The sequence below is a fragment of the Neobacillus sp. Fa239 genome (assembly GCF_055395235.1).
Window position 1 is genome coordinate 5,363,490 of the sequence record NZ_AP041611.1, and the last position, 26,361, is coordinate 5,389,850.

The window sequence follows — 26,361 nt, forward strand, 5'->3', positions numbered from 1 at the left end:
AGGCATGTGCCTACGCAATGAAAGCGTTATTATAATCTTATTTTACACAAAAAATAGTAGAAGTTGAAATGTTTTTTCACGCAATTCCTAAAATTTAACGAATTCGTAATATACAATCAACCACTACTATTCTAAAAATTAGCTTGCCTTTAGCTCGCCGCATACTGCTTTCTCAAGCAATTCAGCGACATCATAAGTCGATACCTGTTCCTCTACTTCCTTCGCCTTTGTTCCGTCGGAAAGCATCGTTAAGCAATACGGACAACCAGAGCTGATCACCGTTGGATTGACGGCAAGAGCCTGCTCAGTCCGGCTTACGTTAATGCGGTGGCCGGTTTCTTCCTCCATCCACATCAAACCGCCGCCTGCGCCGCAGCACATCGCTTTTTCGCGGTTTCGTTCCATTTCAACGAGCTGAACACCCGGAATCGCCTTTAAGATTTCACGAGGCGCGTCGTACACGTCATTGTAACGGCCAAGATAACAGGAATCATGGAAGGTAATTTTTTCATTTACCTCATGCTTAGCTACAAGCTTTCCATCACGGACCAATTCATATAGAATCTCTGTATGGTGATACACTTCAGCCGTTAAGCCGAAATCAGGGTATTCATTTTTGAAAATATTGTAGGCATGCGGGTCGATGGTCACAATTTTCTTGACCTCGGCCTTTTCGAATTCCTCAATATTTTTCACCGCAAGGTCCTGGAATAAAAATTCATTTCCTAAACGACGTGCGGTATCACCGGAGTTCTTCTCCTTGTTGCCAAGGATGGCAAACTTCACGCCTGCTTCGTTCATTAATTTAGCAAAAGATAAAGCAATCTTTTGGCTGCGATTATCATAGGATCCCATCGAACCAACCCAGAAAAGATACTCGAATTCTTCGCCGGCCTTGTTCATTTCTTTGACCGTTGGAACGTGAACATCATCGCGAACCTCGCGCCAATTCTCGCGCTCTTTACGGTTTAAACCCCATGGGTTCCCCTGACGCTCGATGTTCGTCATGGCACGCTGAGCATCCGCATCCATTTTCCCTTCGGTTAACACCAAGTAACGGCGAAGGTCAATAATCTTTTCAACATGCTCGTTCATCACCGGACATTGGTCTTCACAGTTGCGGCATGTTGTACATGCCCAAATTTCTTCTTCTGTGATGACATCCCCGATGAGGCTTGGGCTGTAAATACCCGCTGCAGCGGTTTCTTCTGCCCCTTGACCGGCAGCAGCTAATGCAATTTGGTTTCCTTTTGTATTCGAGAACGCAAACGTCGGCACCCACGGCTGTTTCGAAGTCACCGAAGCCCCGTAATTGGTGAGGTGGTCGCGCATTTTCACGATGAAATCCATCGGTGACAGCATTTTGCCTGTTCCGGTGGCCGGACACATATTGGTACAGCGCCCGCATTCTACACAGGCATAAAAGTCGATCATTTGCAGCTGAGTGAAATCTTCAATTTTCCCTACCCCAAAGGATTCCTGTGTTTCATCTTCAAAATCAATCTTTTTCAATTTCCCCGGATTTTCCAAACGGTTAAAATAAACATTTGCCGGTCCAGCGATTAAGTGTGCGTGCTTAGACTGCGGCACATACACCAAGAACCCTAAAAGGAAAAATAAGTGCATCCACCAGGAAATATAGAAAATAACGATGGCTGAGGTTTTGCCGATTCCAGTAAAAATGATGCTAATCAGCGAGGCAATCGGTTCGTTCCAAGATGTCCCCTCACCATGCCAAACAATATCCATGCCATTGCCGAGCAAGACAAAAATCATCAGACCGCCGATAAACAATAAGACTAACCCGGATTTAAAATTCCGCTTCAAACGGACTAATTTTTCAATATAACGGCGGTGAAAAGCCCAAATTACAGCAACCAAAATCACCAGCGTGACAATCTCTTGGAAAAAAGTAAAACCGGCATATAACAGCCCTAACGGCAAATGCGAACCCGGATGTAACCCCTTCCAAATAAAATCAAGCGCGCCAAATTGGACAAGAAGAAAGCCGTAAAAGAACATCACGTGGATGGTGCCGCTCTTTTTGTCCTTTAATAATTTTTTCTGGCCGAACACATTGACCCATATCTTTTGCAGCCGCTCTTTGACATTGTTATCGAAATCGACTTTCTTGCCCAGTTTAATAAAGGCAATCCGCGTTTTCACAACATAAACGAATAGACTGATTGCGTAAGCGGTTACAGCTAGAAACGCAATAAGATTAATCCATAAAAGAACCTTCACTACAAATGCCCCCTTTTGTAGAAAATTTTAAAACAAATTAATTTTCAGAATCATCTCTATCCCTATTATATAATGAATGAGCATTCAGTCAAAGGGATTTTTGAAAAGTTTATCCCCATTCATAGAAATCCTTCTGTTTGGCAAACATAAAAGAACGAAACGGAGGATTAAATCTCGATGATTTTCGCCCTTATCCTGCTTTGTATCCTTATTTGGTTTGTTATCGATTATAAGCTTGGCAGAAAGAAGCATCTTTCGTTATGTAAAAACAGCGAAACGCCGATTATTCACGGAAACTTCGATATTTTTCCGCATGGGAAGGCCCTTTTTGCTGATTATTTTAACGAATTAAAGCGAGCGCAAAAGCATATTCATATCCTTTTTTATATCGTCAAGGACGACGCTTTCAGCCAGGAGTTTTTTGCTATTTTAAAAGAAAAGGCCGCGGCGGGAGTCGAGGTACGTCTGCTTGTTGACCGAATCGGCAGCAAAAGGATCAAGAAGAAAACGGTCCGTTCCCTCCGTGAAAAAGGAATCCAGTTTGCCTTTAGCAACACAATTCGACCCCCATACTTTTTCTATTCCTCTCAAGTGAGAAACCATCGGAAAATCTCGATTATCGACGGAAAGATTGGCTATCTCGGCGGCTTCAATATTGGGAAGGAATATATTGATGAAGATCCGGTCTTGAGCCCATGGCGTGATTATCATTTAAAAATCACCGGTGAGAGTGTGACGTTTTTACAAAGTCAATTTTTGATTGATTGGCAGGAGTATGGCGGGGAGGATATTAAGGAAAAATCCACCTATTTTCCGGAGCAGCCAAAGGGCACCGTCCGCCATCAATTTGTGCCGTCAGAAGCCTCGACATTGGAGGGGAAATATTTACGGCTGATTGATCTGGCAACGGAATCGATCATGATTGGAACGCCCTACTTTATTCCAAGCACCCCCCTGCTTCAGGCGCTGATTAAGGCGCTAAGGCGCGGGATCCAGCTCTCGATCATTGTTCCTTATACCGCAGATCATCCTTTGGTGCAGGAGGCTTCTTTTCGGTACTTAAGGATTTTGCTTAAGGAAGGTGCCAAGGTTTTTCAATATAAAAACGGATTTTATCATGCCAAAACGATTATGATTGATGACAAGCTGTGCGATATCGGAACAGCCAATTTTGATAAACGCAGTCTTTTTTTAAACAAAGAAATCAATTGCTATTTGTATGACCCAGCCTTTATCGCCCGGCTGCAGACTGTTTTACAAAAGGACATCCTCGATTCCAAGCCCTTGACGCTAGCGGATTTAAATAAGCCCAATTTGTTCAGGTCATGTAAGGAATTAATTGCCGGGGCTATTTCTTTTTTTTTATAAGAGATGGGAGCTTTCAGTATGAAGATTCGCTTTGGTTATGTTTCACATGCGATTAGTTTATGGGACGCCTCGCCGGCTAAAACGGTTACCTTTACCCGTTATCAGCAGCTGGACGAGGCGGAGCGCCGAGAAAAATTGCTGTTGGTGACGAAGCAGAATCTTCTGCATACCATCCGCATGCTTTATTACAATGTGGCACATGAAATTGAATTGTACCGTTTCTCCAGCTCGATTGTCCCTCTCGCTACTCATCCGGAGGTGCGTTGGGATTTTGTGACACCCTTTCAGAATGAATGGCAGGAAATTGGCACACTCGTCAAAAAAAAGCAGCTGAGGGTCAGCTTTCATCCCAATCAATTTACGTTGTTTACCTCACCGCAGCCGCACATTACCAATAATGCGATTGTTGATATGGGGTACCATTATCGAATGCTGGAAGCGATGGGGTTGGAAGATTCCGGTTTGATTAATATTCATATTGGCGGTGCCTATGGGGATAAAGTGGAGGCATTAAGCCGGTTTCATCAGAATTTGCGGGGGCTGCCCGAACCTATCAAACAAGTGATGACGTTAGAAAATGATGATAAAACCTACAATGTTGAGGAAACCCTGACGGCATGTGAAACAGAAGCGATTCCCTTTGTGTTTGACTATCATCACCATATGGCCAATTTATGTGAGGCGCCGCTGGCTGATTTGCTGCCGCGGATTTTTGCAACATGGTCTGAGCGTTTGCACCGGCCGAAAATCCATATTTCTTCTCCCAAATCGGAGAAGGAATTTCGGTCCCATGCTGATTTTGTTGATTTGGAATTTATTATCCCTTTTTTCAAGCTGCTTCGTGAGGTTGGTCAGGATGTAGATTTTATGATTGAAGCAAAAGCGAAGGACCAGGCATGTTTAAAGTTAGTGGAAGACCTGTGCAAAACCCGTGGCGTGAAACGGATCAGCGGTGCAGCCGTTGAGGTGAAGTGATTTCCAATTTGTGTGTACATGTTTTCCGCGGTAAATGGTTACAGTAACAATTATCAAGGAGGGATGATGAATGGAGAATACCAATGAGTTTGTTCAAAAATTAAACGAGGATCGGAAGAAGCAGGAGAAAAACAAAAAGAAGGGCAAAGGCCATCCTGATAAACAGCTACCTAATAATCAGCACAATTAAAAAGAAAAAGCATCGGAAAATTTGCCGATGCTTTTTTTATTCTTCAATTAGGTTTAAGATTGGAACGTCCCGTTCGTTTTCTGGATTGTTCCGCGAATAAATTCTCGCCATTTTCGACGCTTCATCGACGTGCTGAATGATAACGGGTGTCCCTTGATAGGTAACCTGGATCATTTCTGCAGACTCAGCTATTTCCTTCGCTCTTCCTACATTCATTTGGTCCCCTCCTCAGCTTCATTTTCTATATTAATATTTGTTATTTTTTGGATGATATTCTTGGGAGGGGATTTTATTTTTCAAAGAAAAAGAGGCCGCCTAAAACAAAGGGTCAGACCCCACAACATAATTTTATAGCTGAACTTATCTTAAAAGCGGCTATAAATAGAATGTTGAGCGAGGAGGTCTGACCCTACCCTTTTACATTTTTTCCGGAGCCGAAACGCCAATTAAGGCAAGTGCATTCTTTAAGGTAATCTGGACGGCTTTTACGAGCGCGATACGAGCGCTTGAGCGTTCCGGATACTCGCTGTCGAGAACTTTTTCGGCATTGTAAAAACTATGGAAGGTCGAGGCAAGCTCAAAGATATAGTTCGTGATGCGGTGTGGCACACGCTTCACGGCGGCCTCACCGACGGCTTGCGGGAACTCGCCAAGCTTTTTCAATAAGTCGATTTCCTTTTCGGAATCAATGAGAGCAAAGTTGGCATTCAGATCCACTTCGCCGCCTTGACGTAAAATACTGCAAATCCTGGCATGCGCATACTGAGCGTAATATACCGGATTTTCATTCGACTCGGACACAGCTAAATCCAAATCAAAATCCAAATGCGTATCAGAGCTTCGCATCGCAAAGAAGTAACGGGTGGCATCGAGGCCGACCTCATCGACCAAATCCCGCATCGTTACGGCTTTTCCGGTCCGTTTGCTCATCTTCATTTTTTCTCCGTTTTTATAGAGGTGAACCAGCTGGATGATTTCGACCTCGAGGGCATCGCGGTCATAGCCGAGAGCCTGAATGGCCGCCTTCATCCGCGGGATATAACCGTGGTGGTCCGCTCCCCATATATTAATCAATTTTTCAAAGCCGCGGTCGAGCTTATCTTTGTGATAGGCAATATCTGGTGTCAAATAGGTGTAAGAGCCATCCTGTTTAATGAGCACGCGGTCTTTATCATCACCGAATTCCGTTGAACGGAGCCAGGTTGCGCCCTCTTCCTCATAAATATAGCCGGTCGCACGCAGCGCCTTCAAAGCCTCATCGATTTTGCCATTTTTATAGAGGGAGGTTTCCGAATACCAGACATCAAAGCCGACACGGAAATCCTCGAGGTCGCGTTTTAATTTTTCCATTTCATATTTCAAGCCATATTCGCGGAAAAATTCAAAGCGCTCCGCCTCATCGACTTCCACGTACTGTTTGCCAAACTCTTCAGCAAGGGTTTTGCCGATTCCGATAATGTCTGCTCCGTGGTAGCCATCTTCAGGCATCTCTTTTTCAAGACCCAGCGCTTGGAAATAGCGAGCCTCAACGGATAATGCGAGATTATTAATCTGGTTGCCGGCATCGTTAATATAGTACTCGCGGGAAACATCATAGCCCGCCTTCGCTAAAATATTGCAGAGGGAATCGCCGACGGCCGCACCGCGGGCATGTCCAAGATGCAAATCACCAGTCGGATTCGCTGAAACAAACTCGACCTGGACCTTTTGCTTATTGCCGGCCGTTGTTTCCCCATATTTTTCGCCCGCTTTCAGAACGGTCGGAATCAATTCGGTTAAATAGCTATTATTCATGTAAAAATTGATAAATCCCGGTCCTGCTAATTCAATTTTTTCAATGGAAGCTTTCGAACGGTCAAAGTTCTCCATAATGGCTTCCGCAATCATTCGCGGCGCTTTCTTGGCAACACGGGCGAGCTGCATCGCCATGTTTGTTGAGTAGTCGCCGTGTGCTTTTTCTTTCGGGGTTTCAAGAATGACGTCGGGAATTTGCTCTTCCGACGCAAGGCCTGCTTTTAAAACAGCTGCCTTAATTTCTTCCTTAATCTTATTTTGAACCTGCTCAACTATGTTCATTTCATATCCTCCTGGAACGTGATCTCTAAATGGTATGTACCGGCAGGCGATCCCTGCATGGTGAAATCATAAAGTATGTCAATACGGCCTTGGCCATTGTCAAAGCTGTGTTCGATTTTTTTCGTTTTCGTCGTTGTTTCAAACCGGCCAAACGGCACTTCGTAGCTGCCGTTCATTTTCCTGTTTACTTGAAAGGGCAAACGCATTTTCACCGCGCCGCTGCGCAAAATCAAGCCTTCCCCAGCGGTCATTTTGACGATCGTGCGGACGCTTCCCTCCTCCATGACTTCTTCATATTGCAGATAGGAGGCATTCTCTTTTTTATAATATTGACCAAATAACACTAACTCAAAAGTTTCCTCGTGGTCAATTGTTGTTTTTACGTTGATTTTTACAGGTAGTTGAGGGATTGACAACTGAACAGCACTCCCTTTAATCATTACTTGTACTATTATACCCAAAAAAGACTTCAATTCAAAAGGGGCTGTCACATAAACAAAGGGTCAGACCCCACAACAACAATATATAGCTGAACTTTTCTTAAAGGCGCTATATATTGAGTGTTGAGCAAGGGGGGTCTGACCCTTTTGAGACAGCCTCTTATGTCAATTATTTTACCCAGCCGAGAATCATTTCCCGAATGAGTTTGCTGGCTGTGTTGGCAGTTTGTTCGGAAGTGTCGTAGATTGGAGCCACTTCAACGAGGTCGCCGCCGACAACCCTTACATCTGATCGGGCGATTTCATGGATGGAGGCAAGCAGCTCTTTTGATGTGATGCCGCCACAATCGACCGTGCCCGTTCCAGGCGCATGGGCAGGGTCCAAGACATCGATATCTATGGTAACGTAGACAGGACGTCCGGCAAGCGTTGGCATAATTTCTTTTAATGGCTGGTGAACTTCAAATTTAGATATATGCATGCCATTTTGTTTCGCCCATTCGAATTCTTCTTTCATTCCGGAACGGATCCCGAACGAATACACATTTTTCGGTCCAATGTGCTCGGCGATTTTGCGAATTGGGGTGGAGTGGGATAATGGCTCCCCTTCATATTGCTCGCGCAGGTCGGTATGGGCATCAAAATGGATAATCGCCAGGTCCGGATATTTTTTATAGACGGCTTTCATGACCGGCCACGAAACAAGATGTTCTCCGCCCATGCCAAGAGGGAATTTCCCTGCATCAAGCAGTTTATCAACAAATTCTTCAATTAAATCTAAGCTTTTTTGTGCATTTCCGAATGGAAGCGGAATATCACCCGCATCGAAATACTTTACATCTTCCAGTTCACGGTCCAGGTAGGCGCTATATTCCTCAAGGCCAATCGATACCTCTCTGATACGGGTCGGACCAAATCTCGAACCCGGGCGGTAACTAACCGTCCAATCCATCGGCATCCCGTACAGCACCGCCTTACTCTCCTCAAAACTCGGATGACTCTTAATAAACACATTACCTGAATAACTCTCATCAAACCGCATAACAACGCTCCTTTTGGGGATTACCTTTTGGGGTCTAACCCCCATTGCTTTACCTCGTCGGGGGACTGTCCCCCATCGCTTTAACGCATTACTCTATCGGGGGACTGTCCCCCAATGCTTCACCGCATTACTCCGTCGGGGGTCTGACCCCTTAACGGCCCCTTACTTAACTAAATCTCCAACAAACTTCGGCAACACGAAGGCTGCTTTGTGGAGTTCTTTTGTGTAGTATTTGGTTTCGATTTCGTGGAAGCGGTCTTCGCTTACTTCGAGCGGGTCGTGTTTTTTGGATCCGATGGTGAATGCCCATAGGCCGCTTGGGTATGTTGGGATATTAGCAACGTATAAACGTGTGATTGGGAAGATTTCCTTCACATCGCGCTGCACATTGCGGATTAAATCGGCCTTAAACCATGGATTGTCGGACTGTGCGACAAAGATTCCGTCTTCCTTTAATGCCTTCGAAATTCCTGCATAAAATCCTTTTGTAAATAAGTTAACTGCAGGACCAACCGGTTCTGTTGAGTCAACCATGATCACGTCATATTCGTTTTCGCTTTTGGCAATATGCATGAAGCCGTCATCAACACGAACGTCCACACGAGGGTCATCAAGCATGCCAGCGATTTCTGGAAGAAACTTCTTCGAATACTCGATGACTTTTCCATCAATATCAACCAGCGTAGCTTTTTTCACACTTGGGTGCTTCAACACTTCACGAATAACACCACCATCGCCGCCGCCGACAACCAAAACATTCTCAGGATTTGGATGAGTAAATAATGGCACGTGCGCCACCATTTCGTGATAAACAAACTCATCGCGAACGCTTGTCATCACCATGTCATCTAAAAGCAGCATGTTGCCCCATTCTTCTGTTTCCACCATATCAAGCTTTTGAAATTCTGTTTGCTCTGTATGTAAGGTTTTATTGATTTTCATTGTGATACCAAAGTTTTCGGTTTGTTTTTCTGTAAACCAAATTGTCATGTTCATCTTCCTTCCAACTAATATCTATATTTATTCATTTTTTTATCGTACCCAAACGTTTAAATTACAAACAAGAAAAAGTATAGAGGAATCTAGCAAAATTTCAAGAAAAATTTTCATTCCCCCTTGGGAAATGTTTAAAACACAGCCATTTTTTTCATACTAAGACTATTAATTTCTTTCGAATGGACAAATTCTAAAGCCACAGCGGGGTGACAAATATGGAAATCATGACTGATCACGGGTTCCGAAAAACCATCAAGTATTTACGTGCGTTTATCATCATCAGTTTGATAGGCATGATTTGCATGCTGATTCTCTTCTTTGGCATTTTAGCCTATGCAAAAATCCTTGGCGCACCGCCGCTTGCCGTTCCGCAATCCACCTTGTTTTTTGCAGATGATGGAACGAAGATTGGCGAGAGTAATAACGGGGAAAAGCGCTACTGGGTTTCGTTAAAGGATATTTCCCCTGATTTGGTCGATGCGACCCTTTCCATTGAGGACCGCAATTTTTACCACCATCACGGCTTCGACATGAAGCGGATTGGCGGGGCCGTCCTTGCCGATATTAAAGCCGGCGGCAAAGTTCAAGGCGCGAGTACGATTACCCAGCAATATGCCAGAAATCTTTTTCTCGAGCATGATAAAACCTGGACGCGAAAAATACTTGAGGCCTTTTACACGATCCGCCTTGAAATGAATTACACGAAGCAATCGATCCTGGAGGGTTACTTAAATACGATCTATTACGGAAACCGGTCGTACGGTGTCCAGGCTGCCAGTCAATTTTATTTTGGCAAGGATGCTTCCAAGCTTTCATTAGCGGAAGCCTCCATGCTTGCCGGTATTCCGAAAGGGCCAAGTCTATACTCACCGCTTGTTTCCTTGAAAAACGCCAAAAAGCGCCAGGCCATTATTTTACAAAGCATGGTGAAAAACGGCTATATTAAAGAAAGTCAGGCCAAAACAGCTTTAAAAACACCGCTAGCTTTCGTCGGCGCCCATCCGCAGCAGCATGTGAAGGTAGCGCCATATTTTCAGGATGCCGTAAAAAATGCGTTGAAAAACCAGCTTCATTTAGATGACCGCACGATTGCGCTTGGCGGGTTAAAGGTCTATACCACCCTTAATCTAAAAGATCAGGAAGCTGCGGAAAAAGAAATAAAAAGATATGTGGCGGACACTTCGCAAATCCAGATGGGCCTCGTCGCGATGGACCCCAAAAATGGCAACGTCAAGGCGATGGTCGGCGGCCGCGACTATGAAAAAAGCCCGTTTAACCGGGCCGTTCAGGCGATCCGGCAGCCGGGGTCAACGATTAAGCCGCTCCTTTATTATGCAGCACTTTCTGACGGCTTTACTCCATCTTCTACGATGAGGAGCGAGTTTACGACCTTCCATTTTGATGACGGCACACCGGATTATACGCCGCATAATTTTAACAACAAATATGCGAATGGGGAAATCACCCTCGCCCAGGCCCTTGCCTTATCGGATAATATTTATGCCGTGAAGACCCATTTGTATTTGGGTGAAGAAACATTGATTGATACCGCGAAAAAATTCGGGATTACCACCAAAATGGCCAAGGTGCCTTCGCTTGCCCTCGGTACCTCCGGGGTTCGCGTCATTGACATGGCAAACGCCTACAGCATGTTTGCCAACGGCGGAAAAAAGGTAAACCCGACCTTGATTACAAGAGTGGAAGATTATAGCGGAAAGATTATCTACGAAAGCGAACCGGAGAATAAACAGGTGTTAGATCCGGCGAAGGCGTATGTCATGACCCAAATGATGACCGGTATTTTTGATCCAAAGCTAAACGGCTATGCGAAAGTAACCGGGAGCACTGTCGCCAATGATTTGACCCGCCCGTATGCAGGTAAATCTGGCTCCACGGAGACCGACAGCTGGATGATTGGGTTTTCGCCACAGCTCGTGACCGCTGTTTGGGCCGGTTATGATGCCGGCAAGCCGATTGACGTTGTCGCCGAAAAATCGTATGCCAAAAATGTATGGGCCGAGTTTATGGAGGATGCGTTAAAGGATAAGCCTGTTCAAGCGTTCAGGCCGCCTCACGAGGGAGTTGTCGGCGTCTATGTCGACCCGGAGAATGGCAAGCTTGCTACCAAGGACAGCCCTGTAAAAAGATTCACGTATTATGTCGCCGGCACCCAGCCGACTGAATATAGCACCGATCACTTAAATCGTTCGAATGATCATTTGGCTAAATCGGACCAAAAGAAAATCCCTTGGTACAAGCGGATTTTCCATTGGGGCGGTTAGTTCGAACAACAAAGAATGCACACGGCGTCTCGTGTGCATTTTTTTTAGCTGGACAAAATGAAAAACTCCGGATGCCTCCGGAGCTTTTCGTGTCCTAGTTTTACGTGTATTCACGTTGGTAATAAGTTTACTTAATTTTCTGTAAAACTACAAGTGATTTTTGGCATATTTGTAAAAAATATCTAAACAGAACCCAGACCCTTCTTCAATACTTCAGAAGAATTTTTCCACAATTCGGCATTGTGGTTGCGGAGAAAATCAGCGAGGATATTCTTCGATTTTTCATCCATATGATCGACAATGATCTGTCGTTTCAGCGACTTATCCATCCGGTTGACATGTTCCGGAAGCGATTTGTAGCCGCGGCGGATTTCCCGGTCAACCGTCATTTCACAGGCCGTGACGCCGGCGTAATACGGACCATCGATATTGCGGTCGATCGTCACCCAAACTAGCCAATACGGTTTCGCGTTCGGCACCTCGTCTTTATTAGGCAGGAATTTAATCCCTTTTTCCACCACGCTGCGGGCATGCATCGCCCCCACATCAATCTCCGCTTCCCCGGCATCCACATCAATGATCACAGGGGAAACATTATCAAGGCTGAGCGCTCCCTTTCCATAGCCGCGATGCCCGTCAGTCGGGTCACTTTTAATAATATTAAAACCAAGCTTTTTCTTATTTTCATCCATATTGGCTAACCTCCTACTCTAAAAAAACCACGAATGATAAAATTCACCTAAACCTTCCCGCATCCATGGGAGAATCACATCAAAAATGGGTTGGATGGTGAAGGAACTCAGTGGTGTAATCACTAAAATTAAAAAAATGAGCGAGCCGTACGATTCAAATTGGGACATTTTCGCCCGCACTCCATTGGGGACTAAATCCTCAATAATCCGATAGCCGTCCAGCGGCGGAAACGGCAGCAAGTTAAAAATAAACAAAACGGCATTAAGGTCGATAAATATGTTCATAAATGTGTAAAAGTTATCAGAAAGGTTAACACCAGCACGGTTCAATCCGTACCAGATGATAAAGCCAAGCGATGCCAAGACAAAATTACTAATTGGACCTGCAACCGAAACGAGAACACCGGCAAGCCGCGGCTTTTTAAAGAAATGGCGGTTCACCGGTACAGGGCGGGCCCAGCCGAATCCGGCGATAAAAATTAACAGCGTGCCAATCGGGTCCAAATGTTGAAGCGGGTTTAATGTTAAGCGCCCCTGTTTTTTGGCAGTCGGATCCCCAAATTTATAGGCAACATAGGCATGGGCTAATTCATGAAACGTGAACGCAACCATCAGCGTGATCGCCACATAGGGAATTACTTTCAATGGATAGGCTAAAAAATCCAAACCCGTTCTCCTCCTCTTTTTCTATATTCCGGGGAAATCGTATTATTTTCCTATAAGTATACAGGATATCGCAGCAAAAATGAAAATTGGTTGACTGGTCTTGAACTTTTTTATCCAAAATGAAACAATAAAGTTAGTTACATAAAAAGGAGGAAACATCATGCCATACGTTACTGTAAAAATGCTCGAAGGCCGTACAGATGACCAGAAAAGAGCACTCGTCGAAAAGGTGACCGCTGCTGTCAGTGAAACGACCGGAGCGCCAGCCGGAAATATCACCGTGTTTATCGAAGAAATGACCAAAAATAACTATGCAGTTGGCGGCGTAAGAGCCAGCGATAAATAGTCAAAAAAAGCTAAGCCCTTGTCTAGCTACAGCGCCTAGGGGCTCGAGGTCATAAGTCAAGCCGGAAAGAAGGTTAAAGAGCAACCTTCCCGCCGGCTCGTCTTATGCTTGTCGCCCCTGTTCAAGGCGCTTTTGCTTTTCTTATTAGAGCTTAGCTTTTTCCTTCAACGCTTCAATATATTGATAAGCTTCTTCTACTTCCGCCTCTGTATAGCGCTGCTTGCTTTTTAAGGTAAACACCTTTTCCGCCACTTCATCCTTCGCTAGATTATCAAAATATAAAACCGTCGAAACGAGCTCCAAAAATCTAGCATTTTGATGATTCATATCCAGGAGGCAATCCTCCAAAAAGGGCATGTTGATTTCATTTAAACTCAAAAACTCGCGTCCCGGATCGGTCAGGGAGTAGCGATATTGATAATACCCGCCCTTTTTCTCTTTCACTTCATTCAAAAAGCCCATATTGCATAATTCTTCTACTCGCAGTGTTAATTCCTCCGAATACGGGCCGTAAAAATGAAACTGAAACCTCTCCTGGAAGGGGTAGGCTATCTTTTTTGCAATATATATCATCTTCTGCAGCTTTTTTCTTCCGACAATTTCACCGGATACCATAATCGCCTGCATCAGCTTCGCATGATCATTTAACACAATTCGTCATCTCCTACTCCGAATAAACGATATCTCCTATAAATCCAAAAGAGCGCAAATTTGTTTTTTACTATTTTTCTTGAAGGATTGGTCCAACAGAAAGTCTGCTGGATAATACAGCTTGTGATCCGTTCTTCTTTTACCGGAAATCGCATCGACAATCTCCGACTCGCGGGAAAGCTCCCTTAACTCTCCGTTCTTCATCAGCAAATGAATCGGCAGGCGCTCCTCTTCTTCACCCGGACGGTAAAAATCATACGGTAAGTCCGATGACGAATCGACCACTAAATAATATTCAGGGTCCAACCCTGCTTTTTTAAATAAGGAGTTGAGTTCGGCGAGCTTTTTATATTCCTTCGCAGGATCAAATTCGACAAATTTAAAGAGATTCCGATTGACAAACCTGCTGCAGAGGTCGCTTAAAATCGAATCTTCCTCCTCCTGCCAAATTTGAAAATAATATAATATGATGGCTTCATCTAATTTTAAATAGTCTTCTAAAGTTACATGATTATGGAAAAAAGAATAAAAATGAATGGGCTGCTGTTTAAACGAGTAATTTTGCTCAAAAAGGTATTTTGCACGATGGAGGATTTTCGTTAAAATCACCTCTGCACTGCGGGACACCGGATGAAAATACACCTGCCAGTACATTTGGTAACGGCTCATGATGTAATCCTCTACTGCATGCATGCCGCTCTTTTTGATAACCACCTGATCCTCGCGGGGGCGCATAACCCTTAAAATTCGTTCCATATCAAAATGACCGTAGCTGACCCCTGTAAAATAGGCATCCCGCTGCAAATAATCCATTCGGTCGGCATCAATTTGACTGGAAATAAGGCTGATGACGAGCTTCTTGTCGGAGGTTTTCGCGATCACCTCGGCGACTTGTTTTGGAAAATCAGACTGGACCTTTGTTAAGACCTTGTTTACCTCAGTTTCTCCTAAAATAATCGCTCGTGTGAAATCTTCATGGTCGAGCCCAAAAACCTTCTCAAAGGAATGGGAGAACGGGCCGTGCCCTAAATCGTGGAGAAGTGCTGCACAAAGGGTTAAGAGGCGGTCGTCATCGTTCCATTCCGGTCTTCCGGCAAACACATCATCGATGATGCGGCGGACAATCTCATAGACTCCCAAAGAATGGTTGAAACGGCTGTGCTCTGCACCGTGAAAGGTCAAAAACGTGGTTCCGAGCTGCTTGATCCGCCTTAAACGCTGAAACTCCTTCGTGCCGATTAAATCCCAAATCACAAGGTCGCGGACATGAACATAGCGATGAACGGGGTCTTTAAAAACCTTTTCTTCACTCAATTTTTCCTGTGCATAGACCATTGGTTCACCCTCTTTTTGCTTTGCTACTATTATATCCCCATTTAAAAGGGAAATCACTCAAAATTCCCACAAATTTCTACAGTAAAATTCGACAAAATGAGAAAAAGAAAAATCACCTAAGGGCGGTGATTATTTTATCTTTTTATTAACTTTTTCCATTAATTCCTCTTCGGTCAAGGCAGCAACCGGGCGGTTATTGACGAAGGCAAAGGTCTTTTTCCGGCCGGGTCCACAATAGGATTGGCAGCCAATTTTAATTTCGGCATCAGGGTCAATCTCTTTCAAACGAGGGATTAATGTCTTTAAATTTACGGCCTGGCAATCATCGCAAACTCGAAATTCATTGGACATTAGCTTACAACCCTTTCATCTATACAAACTATCTTCTATATTATTTTAGCCAATTTCTGCAAAATATTATCATACTTTAACTCCTATGGTATTTTACATTTTCTTATCTTTGAAATCAAGCGGTGCTTCTTAGTAAACTCTAAAAAAATCTACTATCCTTGCAACATTTTGGTATAAAGCTGGTAAATATTGTCCATCCTACTACTAGAACTTTTAAAATTGTAAGGGAGTTGAAAAAATGAAAGTTCGTCAAGATGCATGGACAGATGAGAATGATCTACTTCTGGCTGAGACCGTTCTGAGACATGTAAGAGAAGGCAGTACACAGTTGAACGCCTTTGAAGAGGTTGGTGATAAGCTGAACCGGACTTCGGCAGCCTGTGGCTTTAGATGGAATGCCGTCGTACGTCATCGCTATGAAAAAGCATTGCAGCTATCAAAAAAACAGCGTAAACAGCGGCAAAGGGTGTTAGGAAAAGACCAAGGCGGCAAGAAAAAGCTGCTCTACAGTCCACCGGTAACGACTACAGAGGATTTTACCGTGGTGGAAGAGGAAATGACGGAATTGACGCAAATGCCGGATTTAGATTTAACAGCAGAAGTGGCCATGGAGACGCACGCAATGCCAGCTGTTCAGGTTTACAGGCAGGCACCACGCTCAAGCGGCCCGCTTACCATGGATGCCGTTATTGATTTCTTACAAAACTTTAATCATTCCAATCTGCAAAATGAAGCACTAAAAAGTGAGAATGAAAGATTGAAGAGGGAAATCGCCGAATTAAAACGGTACAATGAAGAAATGTCGGCAAAAATCGGTGACCTCGAACAAAACACCGAGACCATTCAAGAAGATTACGAGACGCTCATGAAAATCATGAACCGCGCCAGAAAGCTCGTCTTGTTCGAGGAAGAAGAACGCCCCGCCACAAAATTCAAAATGGACCGCAACGGCAATCTAGAAAAATTAGCGGAATAGGGAGAAAAGGCAAAGCATCCTTTTGGGGGCCAGTCCCCCGGTGGTTTAACGCATTAAACCACCGGGGGACTGGCCCCCTTACTTATTCCGCTCGATCACCCGCTGATAATACCCTGGGAAGAGCTCGAGTTCGTATTGGTTTAGCCCGCCCGCATATAAAAATTCGCTGTTTTGTTTTAATTCTTTCAGCAGCCGCATCATGACATCGGCGATGGTGAAGTTATGATTAAGCAATTCCGAGAGGGAGGCCATAACCTCGGGAACGATCTCCGGGTAGATATATTTGGTTGGCTCGCCCTTTTTGGCAATCTTGTAAAATTGCCTGATTAATTCGGCTCGTTTGCTGCCGCTGCCGTTCACACAGAGGTAGATCTGCACGGCAACGCCTCTTTTTAAGCGGCGCTGTGAAATGCCGGCAAATTTCTTTCCAGCAATGCTTAAATCGTAGCTTCCCGGGCAATAGGAGCCGACGATTTCCTTCGCCTCGATGGGCTGCCGGAAATCAGCAAACATATTTTGCACAAGCTGCCACATCGTATCATACCCGCGATTGATATCAATTCCCTTTTCCGCTTCAGGTAAAATGAGAGAAATATTTAAGACTCCTTCATCAAGGACGACCGCGAGACCGCCGGAATTTCTGACAATCGACTGAAATCCTTGCTCATGGAGAAATTGCCTGCCTTCATCTAAGAAAGGCAGCTTCGTATCTTGGATCCCGAGCACCACTGTATTGTGATGGACCCAGGTTCTGGCCGTTGCAGGTGCTTCGCCGGCACCGATGGAAGCACAAAGCGTGTCATCTGTCCCAAATGACTGTAATGCTTGAAAATGGCTGCCTGCGGCGGACTGATCAATAACCCGCCACTGTGGTTGGCGGAGCAAATGAAGTGGTTTTTCCATCCGTTTCACCCCTTTTTAATAAAATCCTATAGTAAGTGGATGACCTTTGAAGAGAATATCTACAAATTTCTAAAGGATATCTACAAATTTTAAATTATATCTACAAAAATCTAACCCTTATCTACAAAATCTCGAGGATATCTACAAAATTTCAAATTTATCTACAAATCCACGTACAAAATCAAAAAAAGCCAGGCACCGCCTGACTTTTTCATCTTACAACACCTGTCCAGCCGTAATCAAGGCGAGCTTGTAAACATCTTCTTCATTACAGCCGCGTGATAGGTCGTTAACCGGCTGATTCAACCCTTGTAGAATAGGACCGACCGCTTCAAAGCCTCCTAAACGCTGGGCAATTTTATAACCGATATTTCCAGCTTCAAGGCTTGGGAAGATAAAGACATTCGCATCCCCTTGAATCACTGAATCCGGTGCCTTACTTTTCGCAACAGACGGCACGAATGCCGCATCAAATTGAAACTCGCCATCGAGCACGAGGCTTGGCTCACGGCGCTTTGCTTCCGCGACGGCTGCCGCAACGCGGTCCGTTTCTTCCGATTTTGCCGAGCCCTTTGTCGAAAAGCTGAGCATGGCAACGCGTGGCTCAAGGTCAAACATTTTAGCCGTCTTGGCACTTTCAAGTGCGATTTCCGCCAAGTCCTGGCTGTCCGGGGCAATATTGATCGCGCAATCGGCAAACACATATTTTTCATCGTCGCGGACCATGATAAAGACGCCGGAAGTCTTCTTAATGCCTTCTTTTGTTTTAATAATTTGCAAGGCAGGGCGGACGGTATCCGCTGTCGAGTGGGCCGCACCGCTGACAAGTCCGTTTGCTTTATTTAAATACACGAGCATCGTTCCAAAGTAATTTTCATCCAAAAGAATGTTGCGGGCATCCTCTTCTGTCACTTTACCCTTTCTGCGGTCAACAAAGGCAGCCACTAGTTCATCCATTCCCGCATAGCTCTTTGGATCATAAATTTCGGCAGCATCTAATGAAACTCCGAGATCTTTCGCTTTCGCCTGAACCTCATCGATATTTCCAACCAAAATCGGGGTAATTAATTTTTCCTCGGCAAGCCTGCTTGCTGCCTTGACGATTCGTTCATCCAATCCTTCCGGAAAAACAATCTTCAAATCACGGCCGGATACTTTTTGCTTTAATCCTTCAAATAAATCGCTCACAACGAAATCCTCCCTAAAAAAACTACTTATTTAGCATACTTTACCTGTTGAAAATTTCAAGAATATCCATCACAGATAACGTTTTCATGACAAATGTTTTTGTTTTCAAAAAATTGCCCTCATCCTTTTACTATTTACTTCCTTTTTTAAAATTATCCGTAAGTGTTTATTCCGACGTTTCTTGGTCAGACTATGTTATAGTAAATATTGTTAAACAAGTAGAATGATGATTTAGGAGTGATGATCATGAGTGAAGCAGCACAAACGCTCGATGGCTGGTATTGCTTGCACGATTTCCGGACTGTCGATTGGACAACGTGGAAAATGCTTTCCAGCGATGAGCGCGAGTCCGCCATTCACGAGTTTTTAAGTCTCGTTGAAAAATGGAACACAACACAGGAACGCAATGAAGGCAGCCATGCTTTATATACAATCGTTGGTCAAAAGGCTGATTTTATGATGATGATTCTAAGACCAACTATGGAAGAGTTAAATGAAATTGAAACCGAGTTTAATAAAACGAAATTTGCAGAGTTTACGATTCCGGCCCATTCCTATGTATCAGTTGTCGAGCTCAGCAACTATCTGCCTGCCGGGGAAGACCCTTATCAAAATCCGCAAATTTTGGCCCGACTTTATCCAAAATTGCCTAAAACGAAGCATGTTTGCTTTTATCCAATGGACAAGCGCCGCCAAGGCAATGACAACTGGTACATGCTGCCGATGGAAGATCGCCGCAGCATGATGCGCAGCCATGGCATGATTGGCCGTACATATGCAGGCAAGGTGAAGCAGATTATTACCGGTTCAGTCGGCTTTGACGATTATGAATGGGGCGTTACCCTTTTTGCCGAAGATGCTCTACAGTTTAAAAAGCTAATCTATGAAATGCGCTTTGATGAAGTAAGTGCCCGCTATGGTGAATTCGGCGCTTTCTTCGTCGGTAATATTTTAGAAGAAGAACGCGTACCAAGATTCTTGCACGTTTAATATGGAAGTCCTCAGTTGCTGGGGACTTTTTTCCTTTTCCTCGTCAATAAGCCAGTCATATTTCCACTTTACCCTTCATACAAATAAAACAGCGAGTCAAAGTATTGCGATAGTTTGGGGGACATTATCGCCCATTGTAACCAATCGTAGGTTTGGGAGTATAAATAGAATGTTGGGCAATCGCGAGTTATTTTTAGGAGGGGAAACAGATGAATCAATATTACGGATTTCAGCCTTATCCTGGGCAGCAAGGTGCAGATTCAACCGGTCAGCCTGCGTATTTACCACCTTTTCAGCAGGATTTTCGTCAGACACATCATCCTGCGCATACCGCACATCCGACACATATGACGCATACGACACTTCCGGCACACCCTGCAGGACAATTGCCTGGGCAACTGCCAATTGAGCAATCATACATCGAAAACATTTTACGTTTAAACAAAGGAAAACTGGCCACCGTCTATGCTACTTTTGAAGGAAATTCCCAATGGAATGCCAAAACCTTTAAAGGTGTGATTGAAGCGGCCGGACGGGATCATGTGATCTTGAGCGACCCGCAAACAGGCATGCGTTTTCTCATCCCAATGGTAGCAGTTGACTATATTACTTTTGATGAACCAATCGAGTATGAATATCCATTCGGAACACCGGGATTGACCACTCATCCGCCAAGATAATCAAACAAAAGGGCCAGACCCACGTCTGACCCTTTTTGTTTTTATTTAAAAGTTTTTTACGGCTCCAACAACCATCAGAATCCAGGCTGTTAAAAAGCAGACTCCCCCAATTGGAGTGATGGCTCCTAGGATTCCCACTTTTGTTAAGCTGAGAATGTACAGGCTTCCGCTAAAAAAGATGATTCCAACCAGCATCAGCCAGCCGGACCATGTGAATAAGGAGCTTGCCGCCACACGACCGAGAAGCAGACCAATCACCAATAGCCCGGTTGCATGAAACATTTGGTATGTAACGCCAGTTTTCCAAATCTCTAAATATTTCGGCTCCAGCCTGTTTGCCAGTCCGTGAGCACCAAAGGCTCCGAGCGCAACGGCCAGAAATGCATTGAGTGCTCCAATAATAATAAATACCTTCATCGTTCTCCTCCTTTACTTTTTAAAAATCAAATAATGAATCCCCGTTTGCTTCGTTGTCTATGTGCATTTTCTTCGGCTGATTTATATCCGAATATCCTTGCGCAGGCTGCTGGATGACCCGACCCACTGTCGCTTGGCCATTCGGCTGCATTTCATCAAGAATCAGCTCGCATAATATTTTAATAGAGTAAACCCGTTCCCGCAAGCTTTCACCGTGGGCGAGGCTCAATTCTTCCTCCATTTTTGTTAATAATTTTTCAATTGAAATGTCCATCTATTGATTACTCCTCAGATCCGACATGTTTCACGTGGAACACGTCGGATTTTGCCATTTTTTTAAAAAACCCCGCACTTCACGGAGGGTGCGGGCAACTTTATCCAAATATTCGCTGGTAAACCGCCTTGGCATGGGTCAAATCCTTCGTACCATGGATAAGCGCGCGGCCATCCTTAAAAATAACCATCCGTTCTGGCCCCATTTCAACGGACAATAAATAAGGGTTTCCCTTTACGGAATGTCCAAGGGATGTAAGCTGTCCGGCTAATTTTTCAAGGGAAAGCTCTCCTTGAATGGATGGTCGGATCTGCACGGTATCCCGCCCGCAAAGAACGGTCGTTTTCGTCCAATTTTCCTGCTCCAAATAGGGATAAGTCCGCGTTTCGCCGCAGGATAAGCAGCCGGGGTCTTTCGCCTTTGACATTTTCATGCTTGTGTATTGGTTTCTCCAAAGGTCAAAGCTGACAAAAGCCGTCCGAACGGCCTGCCAATCCTGGGCGAGCATTTTAAGGGCTTCGGCTGTTTGATGGGCTATCACCATTTGCACAGCCGGTGCGATAATCCCGCCTGTATCACAGGTCATTCCCTGCAACGGTATGGAGCGCAGCAAACAATTAAGACAGGGCGTTTCCCCAGGAATGATTGAAAAGCTCATCCCAAAACTGCCGACACAGGCCCCATATATCCAGGGAATCCCATGCTTTTGCGCGACGTCATTCATCGCCATCCGCGTTTCAAAATTATCGGTCGCGTCGATCATGACGTCGACACCCTTCACTAAATCCTCGAGGAGCGCAGCGGTAGCATCGCCGATGATAGCACTTACCGTTACTTCCGAGTTGATGGCCTTAAGCCGCTTTTCTGCCGCCGCTGCTTTTGGCAGCTTTTCAGCGACATCTTCTTCCGTATAGAGCTGCTGGCGCTGAAGATTGCTGGGCTCGACATAATCCCGGTCTATAATGGTAATCCGGCCGACTCCGGCACGCGAGAGTACCTCGGCATTTCCTGAACCCAGTGCCCCTGCCCCGACGATCAGCACATGTTTTTGACGGATTTTTTCCTGACCGGCTTGTCCGATTCCCGAAAAAAGAATCTGCCTTGAATAACGATCATTCATCTTAATTCCCCCGATCAGCCACCGCTTACCGGCGGAATAAAGGCAATAACATCCCCATCGCGGATAACTTCCTCGTTTGTAGCAAACTCTTCATTAATCGCCGTCATCACCGTATCCAGCTGCATCAGGTTGTAGATGGCTGTCAGTTCTATTTTTAACTCAGCAACGGTTTTGCCGACTGCCTTTACCGTTAGCGATTCCTCGCCAACCGCATCGCGCAAATGAGCAAAAAACAACACTTTATTCACGTAAATCGCTCTCCTCCGGTTTTCCTGTTGGATAGGCCACGGTTTCCAGCTGGTTTCCCTTCCATTCCTCGCCATCCTCCCAATGCTCCTTCTTCCAAATCGGGACAATTTCCTTAATGCGTTCAATTGCATAGCGGTTCGCTTCATAGGCGTCCGCACGGTGCGGCGTTGAAACCGCAATGACGACCGCTACATCGGTAATATCCAGCTTTCCGACCCGGTGGGTAATCGCCACCTTGGAGCCTTGCCAGCGCGCCTCGATTTCCGTGCCAATTTGCTCGAGCTTCTTCACCGCCATCGATTCATAGGCTTCATAGATGAGGAACAAGGTTTTTTTCCCATACGTTAATTCGCGGACCGTTCCGATGAATGTGGTGATAGCACCGGCCTCGCGCTGGATGACTTTATCTATGACCTGCTGTATATTGATCGGCTCTTTTGAAATTTCGTAATTCATAGTTAACCTCTTTCATAGGCGATACTCTTATTATATTGCTTTCAATCTCCCTGTCGCAATACTCCACTGTTACTCCTCGCATTGTGCCCATTTCTTTGCTTTTTCGTACTCCGAAGGGTTATTCATGTTAAAAAAGACCCGCTCAGGACTGGCGATTTGCAGTTCTTTTTCAGTAATGTAATACGGATGAAGTTTGGCCAAGAGCTCCGACATTCTTAGTTCCCCGCTTTTGAGGCATTGGACAACCAGTTTGGTAATTCTTTTGTGAAAAACGGCAAACAGCGGCTGCTGCCTCCCGTCGATGACGGGCACGACCGCATCATAATCGGCTATTTTTTTCACAAGGTCTGAAGCCAGTTTGCCGGAAAGAAACGGCAGGTCACAAGCTGTTATGAAATTCATTTCATAGTTGGACGCCGTTAGCCCGGCGTGAAGTCCTGCTAACGGACCCATGCCGGGATATTGATCGGCGACTGTTTTTAACCCCAGAAATTGATAGTCCTTCGGTTCATTTGTAACCAGAATTATTTCATCAAAATAGGTGCTTAGCTGCCCGGCCATTCTCTCGATATTGGTTTGTTCATTTATTTTTAATAGGGCTTTATTCGAGCCCATCCTGCTCGATTTCCCGCCCGATAAAATAATTGCCGCTGCCTTCATGAACGCACCTTCTTATTTCTTCTATAAAATAATCATAATATACTTATGGGAAATTTTACAGTAATCCCTCGAACTTCAACTTTTTTTAAGCAAGGATTTCGCATTTTCCAACTGATTTTAGTATGATAGTAACATTATTAAATAAAAATAGGTTAGAGAATCTTTCGTCAGTTTTGAAGGGAAAGGAGCCATGAGCTTTGGAAATCATTGATCTTACCAGCGTCCAAGAAGCTATCAATCGTTTTGCCAATCAAGATGTATATATTCACCTTGAAACGACCAACGGTGCCTATGCGTCCCACTTTGACCAATCCTTCTTTTCAGCGGGGGCATATATCCGCAATGCCCTTGTCCGCTATGAAATAGGGAAAATTACCGGAAACGGCCCATACCGTGTGGGTCTTAAAATAAACCTCGGTTGGGTATATGCAGAAGGGATTACGCATTCTGAAATCGATGAGCAGGGCCGCTTGCTTCTCGCCGGTCATGACAGCAAAGGCAAGCTTGCCGTCGCTTTAGAAATCAGCCCGACCCCATTCGAATAAAGAACGGAAAGGAGAATGTCTTATGGAAAAAGAACGTAAGCTGTTGGTTGTCTTTCCCCATCCCGATGACGAAGCATTTGGTGTGTCGGGGACGATTGCCACACATGTTCAGAATGGAACCCCTGTTACCTATGCCTGCCTGACGCTTGGTGAAATGGGCAGAAACATGGGCAATCCCCCATTTACCAACAGGGAGAACCTGCCGAAAATTAGAAAACAAGAACTAAAAAACGCCGCGGCCGTCTTGGGCATCCAGGATTTACGAATGATGGGATTCCGCGATAAAACGATCGAATTTGAAGACGATGAAAAACTGACGAATGTCATTTCATCCTTAATTGATGAGTTACATCCTTCGCTTATTATCACGTTTTATCCAGGCTACTCCGTGCATCCAGACCATGAGGCAACCGGTGCGGCCGTCATTCGCGCTGTCGAAAAGCTTCCTGAGGCCGCACGGCCAAAACTGCACTGCGTCGCCTTCTCAAATAATTGTGTCGAAGAGCTTGGCGAACCGGATATCATCAACAACATCAATGCGGTAGCTGAAAAAAAGCTAGCTGCCATTCAAGCCCATCGCTCCCAAACCGAGCAAATGATCGGCAACATGTCCGAAAAACTGGCCAACAAAGATCCGCAAGTCATGAACTGGATCAACAACGAGCGCTTCTGGACCTACAAATTCAACTAGCCCTTCACCGTGAAGGGCTTCATTTTTTTATAAAAAGGAACCTTTGCTACTGTCCCCGACTCTATAATCTCCCTAAACTAGACTTACACACCCAACTAAAATCTACAATTCCGGATGCAGCAGCGTGCAAAATCTGCACCAATCAAGAACGATAATCTTCCGTGATTTCATTTCAATCATTTCCTGCTTTTTTAATGTGGAGAAAACGCGGCTGACACTTTCGCGTGTGGTTCCTACGACCGTCGCAAACTCTTGAACTGTTAAGGGGATTTCAATATTCCAGCGGTTCACGCCCGTATTAAACTTTTTCCCGAGCCGTTCTAATTGCTTTATGGTTTTCGCGTACACATCAAGCAGCGCCACGTCCCTTAAAGTGGACGTCATTTCCCGCAAATTATCGCTCATGTAGCGGATCATTTGAATCGAGAGCTCGGGGTTTTCATATAAATCCCGCTCAAGCTCATGTTTATCTAAAAACAGCAGGCGGCCATCCTCAAGCATCGTTGCTGTGGCCGGATAGCACTCTTCACGTTTGGTGAACAAGCAGGCCTCCGCAAAAATATCTCCTTTTTGTTTGATGCAGACAATGACCTCATTTCCGTTCTCATCCTGTTTGGTCAGCTTTACGGCACCGCTGTGAATGAAGAAAACACCTCTGGCCGCATCATTTTCCGTAATGATCCTTGTTCCTTTTTTATACGAAAATGATTGGATTCGTTTTTCAACAACCTTTAGAGACTGCGGCGATAAATCTTTAAAAATATCGATTTTTCGCAAAAGCTCCTCCGTTTTGACGTTATGAACTACCGTTAAGTACGGGTCTTTTAAACAATCAATTCGAATCATCCTTATTCCACCATCCTTTTCAAAGTTATTGGTAATACCATTGTAAACAACATCCTAATAAGAAGAAGTGACGAGATTCACAAAACGTTCAATTTTTCAAAGCCCTGCTATAGCAAGGCTTTGAAAGCCATTTCACATAACGTTCAAAATCCCAAAATTCAGTGTGACGTACGTCACATGATTGCCATTCAATACAAATTACGATGAAGATGTTCATTAGAGATAAAAGGAGGGAAAAAAGTGAAAAAGGCATTAATCAGTTTTGTTATTTTTGCAGTACTCGGATTTGGTCTTGGCTACCTTGTGTTTGAAGTGATGATGGGCGATTCAGGAAAGTCTCAAGCTGCTGCTACGCAAACGCAAACAACAGATACCTCTTCCACTAAGGCTCAAAGTGCTGATACATCTAAACCAGCTGCGACAACGGTTTCGGCTAATCAAGATAACATCATCGTAAAAAGAGGATGCATCAGCTGTCACTCCGTGAGTGCCTTAAATATACATGGGGGTCAAGTTGGTCCGGACCTGTCACATGCCTATGTTGAAGTAAAAGATAAACACGGTATTCCGATTGAACAATTCCTAACCAAACCAAACTCTGCTGTTATGTCAGGTGTACTTGGAAGCAGACCATTAACCAACGGAGAGCGTAAGCAGGTTATAGCATTACTGAAGAAAGCATCTGAAACGAAATAAAAAAGGTGGTGCAAAC

General features: G+C 44.7%; 31 protein-coding genes. 11 read left to right on the forward strand and 20 right to left on the reverse strand.

From position 1 onward, the window contains the following. Positions 1 to 138: 138 nt before the first annotated feature. Positions 139 to 2,244, reverse strand: a complete 2,106-nt coding sequence (locus ACZ5XR_RS26500; RefSeq protein WP_464499420.1) for a (Fe-S)-binding protein — start codon at positions 2,242 to 2,244, stop codon at positions 139 to 141. 177 nt (positions 2,245 to 2,421) lie between these two features. On the opposite strand from ACZ5XR_RS26500, the gene cls reads away from it, so the two are divergent. The 3 genes from cls (at position 2,422) to ACZ5XR_RS26515 (ending at position 4,777) form a co-directional block, all read left to right on the forward strand. Further along, positions 2,422 to 3,612: a cardiolipin synthase gene (gene cls / locus ACZ5XR_RS26505; protein WP_464499421.1), complete on the forward strand. Its 1,191-nt coding sequence runs from the start codon at positions 2,422 to 2,424 to the stop codon at positions 3,610 to 3,612. A gap of 18 nt (positions 3,613 to 3,630) precedes the next feature. Beyond that, positions 3,631 to 4,587 carry a UV DNA damage repair endonuclease UvsE gene (uvsE, locus tag ACZ5XR_RS26510; protein ID WP_464499422.1) on the forward strand — a complete coding sequence of 319 codons (957 nt, stop codon included), beginning with the start codon at positions 3,631 to 3,633 and terminating at the stop codon, positions 4,585 to 4,587. A gap of 70 nt (positions 4,588 to 4,657) precedes the next feature. Then, a complete protein-coding gene (locus ACZ5XR_RS26515) occupies positions 4,658 to 4,777 on the forward strand; it encodes a DUF4023 family protein (RefSeq protein WP_464499423.1) in 120 nt (39 codons plus the stop codon). A gap of 36 nt (positions 4,778 to 4,813) precedes the next feature. Here the strand turns inward: ACZ5XR_RS26515 and ACZ5XR_RS26520 are convergent, their stop codons facing one another. The 5 genes from ACZ5XR_RS26520 to speE form a co-directional block, all read right to left on the reverse strand. After that, positions 4,814 to 4,993: an H-type small acid-soluble spore protein gene (locus ACZ5XR_RS26520; RefSeq protein WP_464499424.1), complete on the reverse strand. Its 180-nt coding sequence runs from the start codon at positions 4,991 to 4,993 to the stop codon at positions 4,814 to 4,816. Positions 4,994 to 5,194: 201 nt separating this feature from the next. Then, a complete protein-coding gene (gene argS / locus ACZ5XR_RS26525; protein ID WP_464499425.1) occupies positions 5,195 to 6,853 on the reverse strand; it encodes an arginine--tRNA ligase in 1,659 nt (552 codons plus the stop codon). Then, positions 6,850 to 7,269: a YwiB family protein gene (locus ACZ5XR_RS26530; protein WP_464499426.1), complete on the reverse strand. Its 420-nt coding sequence runs from the start codon at positions 7,267 to 7,269 to the stop codon at positions 6,850 to 6,852. The genes argS and ACZ5XR_RS26530 overlap by 4 nt, the downstream gene beginning before the upstream one ends. A 193-nt stretch (positions 7,270 to 7,462) precedes the next feature. Continuing rightward, positions 7,463 to 8,335, reverse strand: a complete 873-nt coding sequence (gene speB, locus ACZ5XR_RS26535) for an agmatinase (protein WP_464499427.1) — start codon at positions 8,333 to 8,335, stop codon at positions 7,463 to 7,465. Between the two features lie 162 nt (positions 8,336 to 8,497). Beyond that, a complete protein-coding gene (speE, locus tag ACZ5XR_RS26540) occupies positions 8,498 to 9,325 on the reverse strand; it encodes a spermidine synthase (protein ID WP_464499428.1) in 828 nt (275 codons plus the stop codon). Positions 9,326 to 9,546: 221 nt separating this feature from the next. Between speE and ACZ5XR_RS26545 the strand changes: the two genes are divergently transcribed. After that, the gene (locus ACZ5XR_RS26545) at positions 9,547 to 11,613 is read left to right on the forward strand and encodes a transglycosylase domain-containing protein (protein WP_464499429.1); all 2,067 of its coding nucleotides are present in this window, start codon (positions 9,547 to 9,549) and stop codon (positions 11,611 to 11,613) included. 182 nt (positions 11,614 to 11,795) lie between these two features. On the opposite strand, the gene ACZ5XR_RS26550 is transcribed toward ACZ5XR_RS26545, so the two are convergent. Together ACZ5XR_RS26550 and ACZ5XR_RS26555 are read right to left on the reverse strand one after the other, a co-directional pair. Continuing rightward, the gene (locus ACZ5XR_RS26550) at positions 11,796 to 12,305 is read right to left on the reverse strand and encodes a YwhD family protein (RefSeq protein WP_464499430.1); all 510 of its coding nucleotides are present in this window, start codon (positions 12,303 to 12,305) and stop codon (positions 11,796 to 11,798) included. An 18-nt stretch (positions 12,306 to 12,323) separates the two neighbouring features. Next, positions 12,324 to 12,917 (reverse strand): site-2 protease family protein, encoded by a 594-nt coding sequence (locus tag ACZ5XR_RS26555; protein ID WP_464502446.1) that lies wholly within the window; start codon positions 12,915 to 12,917, stop codon positions 12,324 to 12,326. A gap of 214 nt (positions 12,918 to 13,131) precedes the next feature. Between ACZ5XR_RS26555 and ACZ5XR_RS26560 the strand changes: the two genes are divergently transcribed. Further along, positions 13,132 to 13,317, forward strand: a complete 186-nt coding sequence (locus tag ACZ5XR_RS26560) for a 2-hydroxymuconate tautomerase (RefSeq protein WP_464499431.1) — start codon at positions 13,132 to 13,134, stop codon at positions 13,315 to 13,317. Between the two features lie 144 nt (positions 13,318 to 13,461). On the opposite strand, the gene ACZ5XR_RS26565 is transcribed toward ACZ5XR_RS26560, so the two are convergent. The 3 genes from ACZ5XR_RS26565 to ACZ5XR_RS26575 form a co-directional block, all read right to left on the reverse strand. Beyond that, on the reverse strand, positions 13,462 to 13,968 hold the full coding sequence (locus ACZ5XR_RS26565; protein WP_464499432.1) for a YwgA family protein: 507 nt from the start codon (positions 13,966 to 13,968) through the stop codon (positions 13,462 to 13,464). Positions 13,969 to 14,004: 36 nt separating this feature from the next. Further along, a complete protein-coding gene (locus tag ACZ5XR_RS26570; protein ID WP_464499433.1) occupies positions 14,005 to 15,303 on the reverse strand; it encodes an HD domain-containing protein in 1,299 nt (432 codons plus the stop codon). A 129-nt stretch (positions 15,304 to 15,432) separates the two neighbouring features. After that, a complete protein-coding gene (locus ACZ5XR_RS26575) occupies positions 15,433 to 15,654 on the reverse strand; it encodes a YuzB family protein (RefSeq protein WP_007087472.1) in 222 nt (73 codons plus the stop codon). 238 nt (positions 15,655 to 15,892) lie between these two features. Between ACZ5XR_RS26575 and ACZ5XR_RS26580 the strand changes: the two genes are divergently transcribed. Continuing rightward, complete coding sequence (locus tag ACZ5XR_RS26580) at positions 15,893 to 16,630, forward strand: RsfA family transcriptional regulator (protein ID WP_464499434.1); 738 nt, start codon at positions 15,893 to 15,895, stop codon at positions 16,628 to 16,630. A gap of 78 nt (positions 16,631 to 16,708) precedes the next feature. On the opposite strand, the gene lipL is transcribed toward ACZ5XR_RS26580, so the two are convergent. Together lipL and pta are read right to left on the reverse strand one after the other, a co-directional pair. Then, positions 16,709 to 17,533: an octanoyl-[GcvH]:protein N-octanoyltransferase gene (lipL, locus tag ACZ5XR_RS26585; protein ID WP_464499435.1), complete on the reverse strand. Its 825-nt coding sequence runs from the start codon at positions 17,531 to 17,533 to the stop codon at positions 16,709 to 16,711. A gap of 216 nt (positions 17,534 to 17,749) precedes the next feature. Further along, positions 17,750 to 18,721: a phosphate acetyltransferase gene (gene pta, locus ACZ5XR_RS26590; RefSeq protein WP_464499436.1), complete on the reverse strand. Its 972-nt coding sequence runs from the start codon at positions 18,719 to 18,721 to the stop codon at positions 17,750 to 17,752. A 246-nt stretch (positions 18,722 to 18,967) separates the two neighbouring features. On the opposite strand from pta, the gene hemQ reads away from it, so the two are divergent. Then, positions 18,968 to 19,711 (forward strand): hydrogen peroxide-dependent heme synthase, encoded by a 744-nt coding sequence (gene hemQ / locus ACZ5XR_RS26595; protein ID WP_464499437.1) that lies wholly within the window; start codon positions 18,968 to 18,970, stop codon positions 19,709 to 19,711. Between the two features lie 209 nt (positions 19,712 to 19,920). Next, positions 19,921 to 20,391, forward strand: coding sequence for a spore coat protein GerQ (gene gerQ / locus ACZ5XR_RS26600; RefSeq protein WP_464499438.1), 471 nt, complete (start codon positions 19,921 to 19,923; stop codon positions 20,389 to 20,391). Positions 20,392 to 20,436: 45 nt separating this feature from the next. On the opposite strand, the gene ACZ5XR_RS26605 is transcribed toward gerQ, so the two are convergent. The 6 genes from ACZ5XR_RS26605 to mobA all read right to left on the reverse strand — a co-directional run bounded on the left by ACZ5XR_RS26605 (position 20,437) and on the right by mobA (position 23,567). Beyond that, positions 20,437 to 20,808, reverse strand: coding sequence for a DUF423 domain-containing protein (locus ACZ5XR_RS26605; RefSeq protein ID WP_464499439.1), 372 nt, complete (start codon positions 20,806 to 20,808; stop codon positions 20,437 to 20,439). A gap of 19 nt (positions 20,809 to 20,827) precedes the next feature. Beyond that, positions 20,828 to 21,082 (reverse strand): YwdI family protein, encoded by a 255-nt coding sequence (locus ACZ5XR_RS26610; RefSeq protein WP_464499440.1) that lies wholly within the window; start codon positions 21,080 to 21,082, stop codon positions 20,828 to 20,830. Between the two features lie 100 nt (positions 21,083 to 21,182). Continuing rightward, complete coding sequence (locus ACZ5XR_RS26615; RefSeq protein ID WP_464499441.1) at positions 21,183 to 22,202, reverse strand: thiazole biosynthesis adenylyltransferase ThiF; 1,020 nt, start codon at positions 22,200 to 22,202, stop codon at positions 21,183 to 21,185. Between the two features lie 14 nt (positions 22,203 to 22,216). Next, complete coding sequence (moaD, locus tag ACZ5XR_RS26620; RefSeq protein WP_464499442.1) at positions 22,217 to 22,450, reverse strand: molybdopterin converting factor subunit 1; 234 nt, start codon at positions 22,448 to 22,450, stop codon at positions 22,217 to 22,219. Further along, the gene (locus ACZ5XR_RS26625; RefSeq protein ID WP_464499443.1) at positions 22,443 to 22,907 is read right to left on the reverse strand and encodes a molybdenum cofactor biosynthesis protein MoaE; all 465 of its coding nucleotides are present in this window, start codon (positions 22,905 to 22,907) and stop codon (positions 22,443 to 22,445) included. Before ACZ5XR_RS26625 ends, moaD begins: the two co-directional genes overlap by 8 nt. A 69-nt stretch (positions 22,908 to 22,976) precedes the next feature. Further along, on the reverse strand, positions 22,977 to 23,567 hold the full coding sequence (gene mobA, locus ACZ5XR_RS26630) for a molybdenum cofactor guanylyltransferase (RefSeq protein ID WP_464499444.1): 591 nt from the start codon (positions 23,565 to 23,567) through the stop codon (positions 22,977 to 22,979). A gap of 197 nt (positions 23,568 to 23,764) precedes the next feature. On the opposite strand from mobA, the gene ACZ5XR_RS26635 reads away from it, so the two are divergent. Further along, entirely contained in the window at positions 23,765 to 24,112 is a 348-nt protein-coding gene (locus ACZ5XR_RS26635; RefSeq protein WP_464499445.1) for a YojF family protein, read from the forward strand. Between the two features lie 22 nt (positions 24,113 to 24,134). Further along, complete coding sequence (bshB2, locus tag ACZ5XR_RS26640; RefSeq protein ID WP_464499446.1) at positions 24,135 to 24,803, forward strand: bacillithiol biosynthesis deacetylase BshB2; 669 nt, start codon at positions 24,135 to 24,137, stop codon at positions 24,801 to 24,803. 102 nt (positions 24,804 to 24,905) lie between these two features. Here bshB2 and ACZ5XR_RS26645 read toward each other — a convergent pair whose 3' ends face one another. Continuing rightward, a complete protein-coding gene (locus ACZ5XR_RS26645; RefSeq protein ID WP_464499447.1) occupies positions 24,906 to 25,649 on the reverse strand; it encodes a Crp/Fnr family transcriptional regulator in 744 nt (247 codons plus the stop codon). A 240-nt stretch (positions 25,650 to 25,889) separates the two neighbouring features. On the opposite strand from ACZ5XR_RS26645, the gene ACZ5XR_RS26650 reads away from it, so the two are divergent. Beyond that, a complete protein-coding gene (locus tag ACZ5XR_RS26650) occupies positions 25,890 to 26,345 on the forward strand; it encodes a cytochrome C (RefSeq protein WP_464499448.1) in 456 nt (151 codons plus the stop codon). Positions 26,346 to 26,361 lie beyond the last annotated feature (16 nt).

What these genes read in the sequence shown, in the direction of transcription:
- ACZ5XR_RS26625 (WP_464499443.1), bottom strand. Translation starts at nt 22,907, where the DNA reads ATGAATTACGAAATTTCAAAAGAGCCGATCAATATACAGCAGGTCATA.
- speB (WP_464499427.1), bottom strand. Translation starts at nt 8,335, where the DNA reads ATGCGGTTTGATGAGAGTTATTCAGGTAATGTGTTTATTAAGAGTCAT.
- speE (WP_464499428.1), bottom strand. Translation starts at nt 9,325, where the DNA reads ATGACAATTTGGTTTACAGAAAAACAAACCGAAAACTTTGGTATCACA.
- ACZ5XR_RS26615 (WP_464499441.1), bottom strand. Translation starts at nt 22,202, where the DNA reads ATGAATGATCGTTATTCAAGGCAGATTCTTTTTTCGGGAATCGGACAA.
- hemQ (WP_464499437.1), top strand. Translation starts at nt 18,968, where the DNA reads ATGAGTGAAGCAGCACAAACGCTCGATGGCTGGTATTGCTTGCACGAT.
- ACZ5XR_RS26605 (WP_464499439.1), bottom strand. Translation starts at nt 20,808, where the DNA reads ATGAAGGTATTTATTATTATTGGAGCACTCAATGCATTTCTGGCCGTT.
- ACZ5XR_RS26515 (WP_464499423.1), top strand. Translation starts at nt 4,658, where the DNA reads ATGGAGAATACCAATGAGTTTGTTCAAAAATTAAACGAGGATCGGAAG.
- ACZ5XR_RS26520 (WP_464499424.1), bottom strand. Translation starts at nt 4,993, where the DNA reads ATGAATGTAGGAAGAGCGAAGGAAATAGCTGAGTCTGCAGAAATGATC.
- ACZ5XR_RS26580 (WP_464499434.1), top strand. Translation starts at nt 15,893, where the DNA reads ATGAAAGTTCGTCAAGATGCATGGACAGATGAGAATGATCTACTTCTG.
- ACZ5XR_RS26560 (WP_464499431.1), top strand. Translation starts at nt 13,132, where the DNA reads ATGCCATACGTTACTGTAAAAATGCTCGAAGGCCGTACAGATGACCAG.
- gerQ (WP_464499438.1), top strand. Translation starts at nt 19,921, where the DNA reads ATGAATCAATATTACGGATTTCAGCCTTATCCTGGGCAGCAAGGTGCA.
- argS (WP_464499425.1), bottom strand. Translation starts at nt 6,853, where the DNA reads ATGAACATAGTTGAGCAGGTTCAAAATAAGATTAAGGAAGAAATTAAG.
- ACZ5XR_RS26575 (WP_007087472.1), bottom strand. Translation starts at nt 15,654, where the DNA reads ATGTCCAATGAATTTCGAGTTTGCGATGATTGCCAGGCCGTAAATTTA.
- uvsE (WP_464499422.1), top strand. Translation starts at nt 3,631, where the DNA reads ATGAAGATTCGCTTTGGTTATGTTTCACATGCGATTAGTTTATGGGAC.
- cls (WP_464499421.1), top strand. Translation starts at nt 2,422, where the DNA reads ATGATTTTCGCCCTTATCCTGCTTTGTATCCTTATTTGGTTTGTTATC.
- ACZ5XR_RS26545 (WP_464499429.1), top strand. Translation starts at nt 9,547, where the DNA reads ATGGAAATCATGACTGATCACGGGTTCCGAAAAACCATCAAGTATTTA.
- mobA (WP_464499444.1), bottom strand. Translation starts at nt 23,567, where the DNA reads ATGAAGGCAGCGGCAATTATTTTATCGGGCGGGAAATCGAGCAGGATG.
- ACZ5XR_RS26550 (WP_464499430.1), bottom strand. Translation starts at nt 12,305, where the DNA reads ATGGATGAAAATAAGAAAAAGCTTGGTTTTAATATTATTAAAAGTGAC.
- ACZ5XR_RS26570 (WP_464499433.1), bottom strand. Translation starts at nt 15,303, where the DNA reads ATGGTCTATGCACAGGAAAAATTGAGTGAAGAAAAGGTTTTTAAAGAC.
- bshB2 (WP_464499446.1), top strand. Translation starts at nt 24,135, where the DNA reads ATGGAAAAAGAACGTAAGCTGTTGGTTGTCTTTCCCCATCCCGATGAC.
- ACZ5XR_RS26645 (WP_464499447.1), bottom strand. Translation starts at nt 25,649, where the DNA reads ATGATTCGAATTGATTGTTTAAAAGACCCGTACTTAACGGTAGTTCAT.
- lipL (WP_464499435.1), bottom strand. Translation starts at nt 17,533, where the DNA reads ATGGAAAAACCACTTCATTTGCTCCGCCAACCACAGTGGCGGGTTATT.
- ACZ5XR_RS26555 (WP_464502446.1), bottom strand. Translation starts at nt 12,917, where the DNA reads ATGGTTGCGTTCACGTTTCATGAATTAGCCCATGCCTATGTTGCCTAT.
- ACZ5XR_RS26610 (WP_464499440.1), bottom strand. Translation starts at nt 21,082, where the DNA reads ATGGACATTTCAATTGAAAAATTATTAACAAAAATGGAGGAAGAATTG.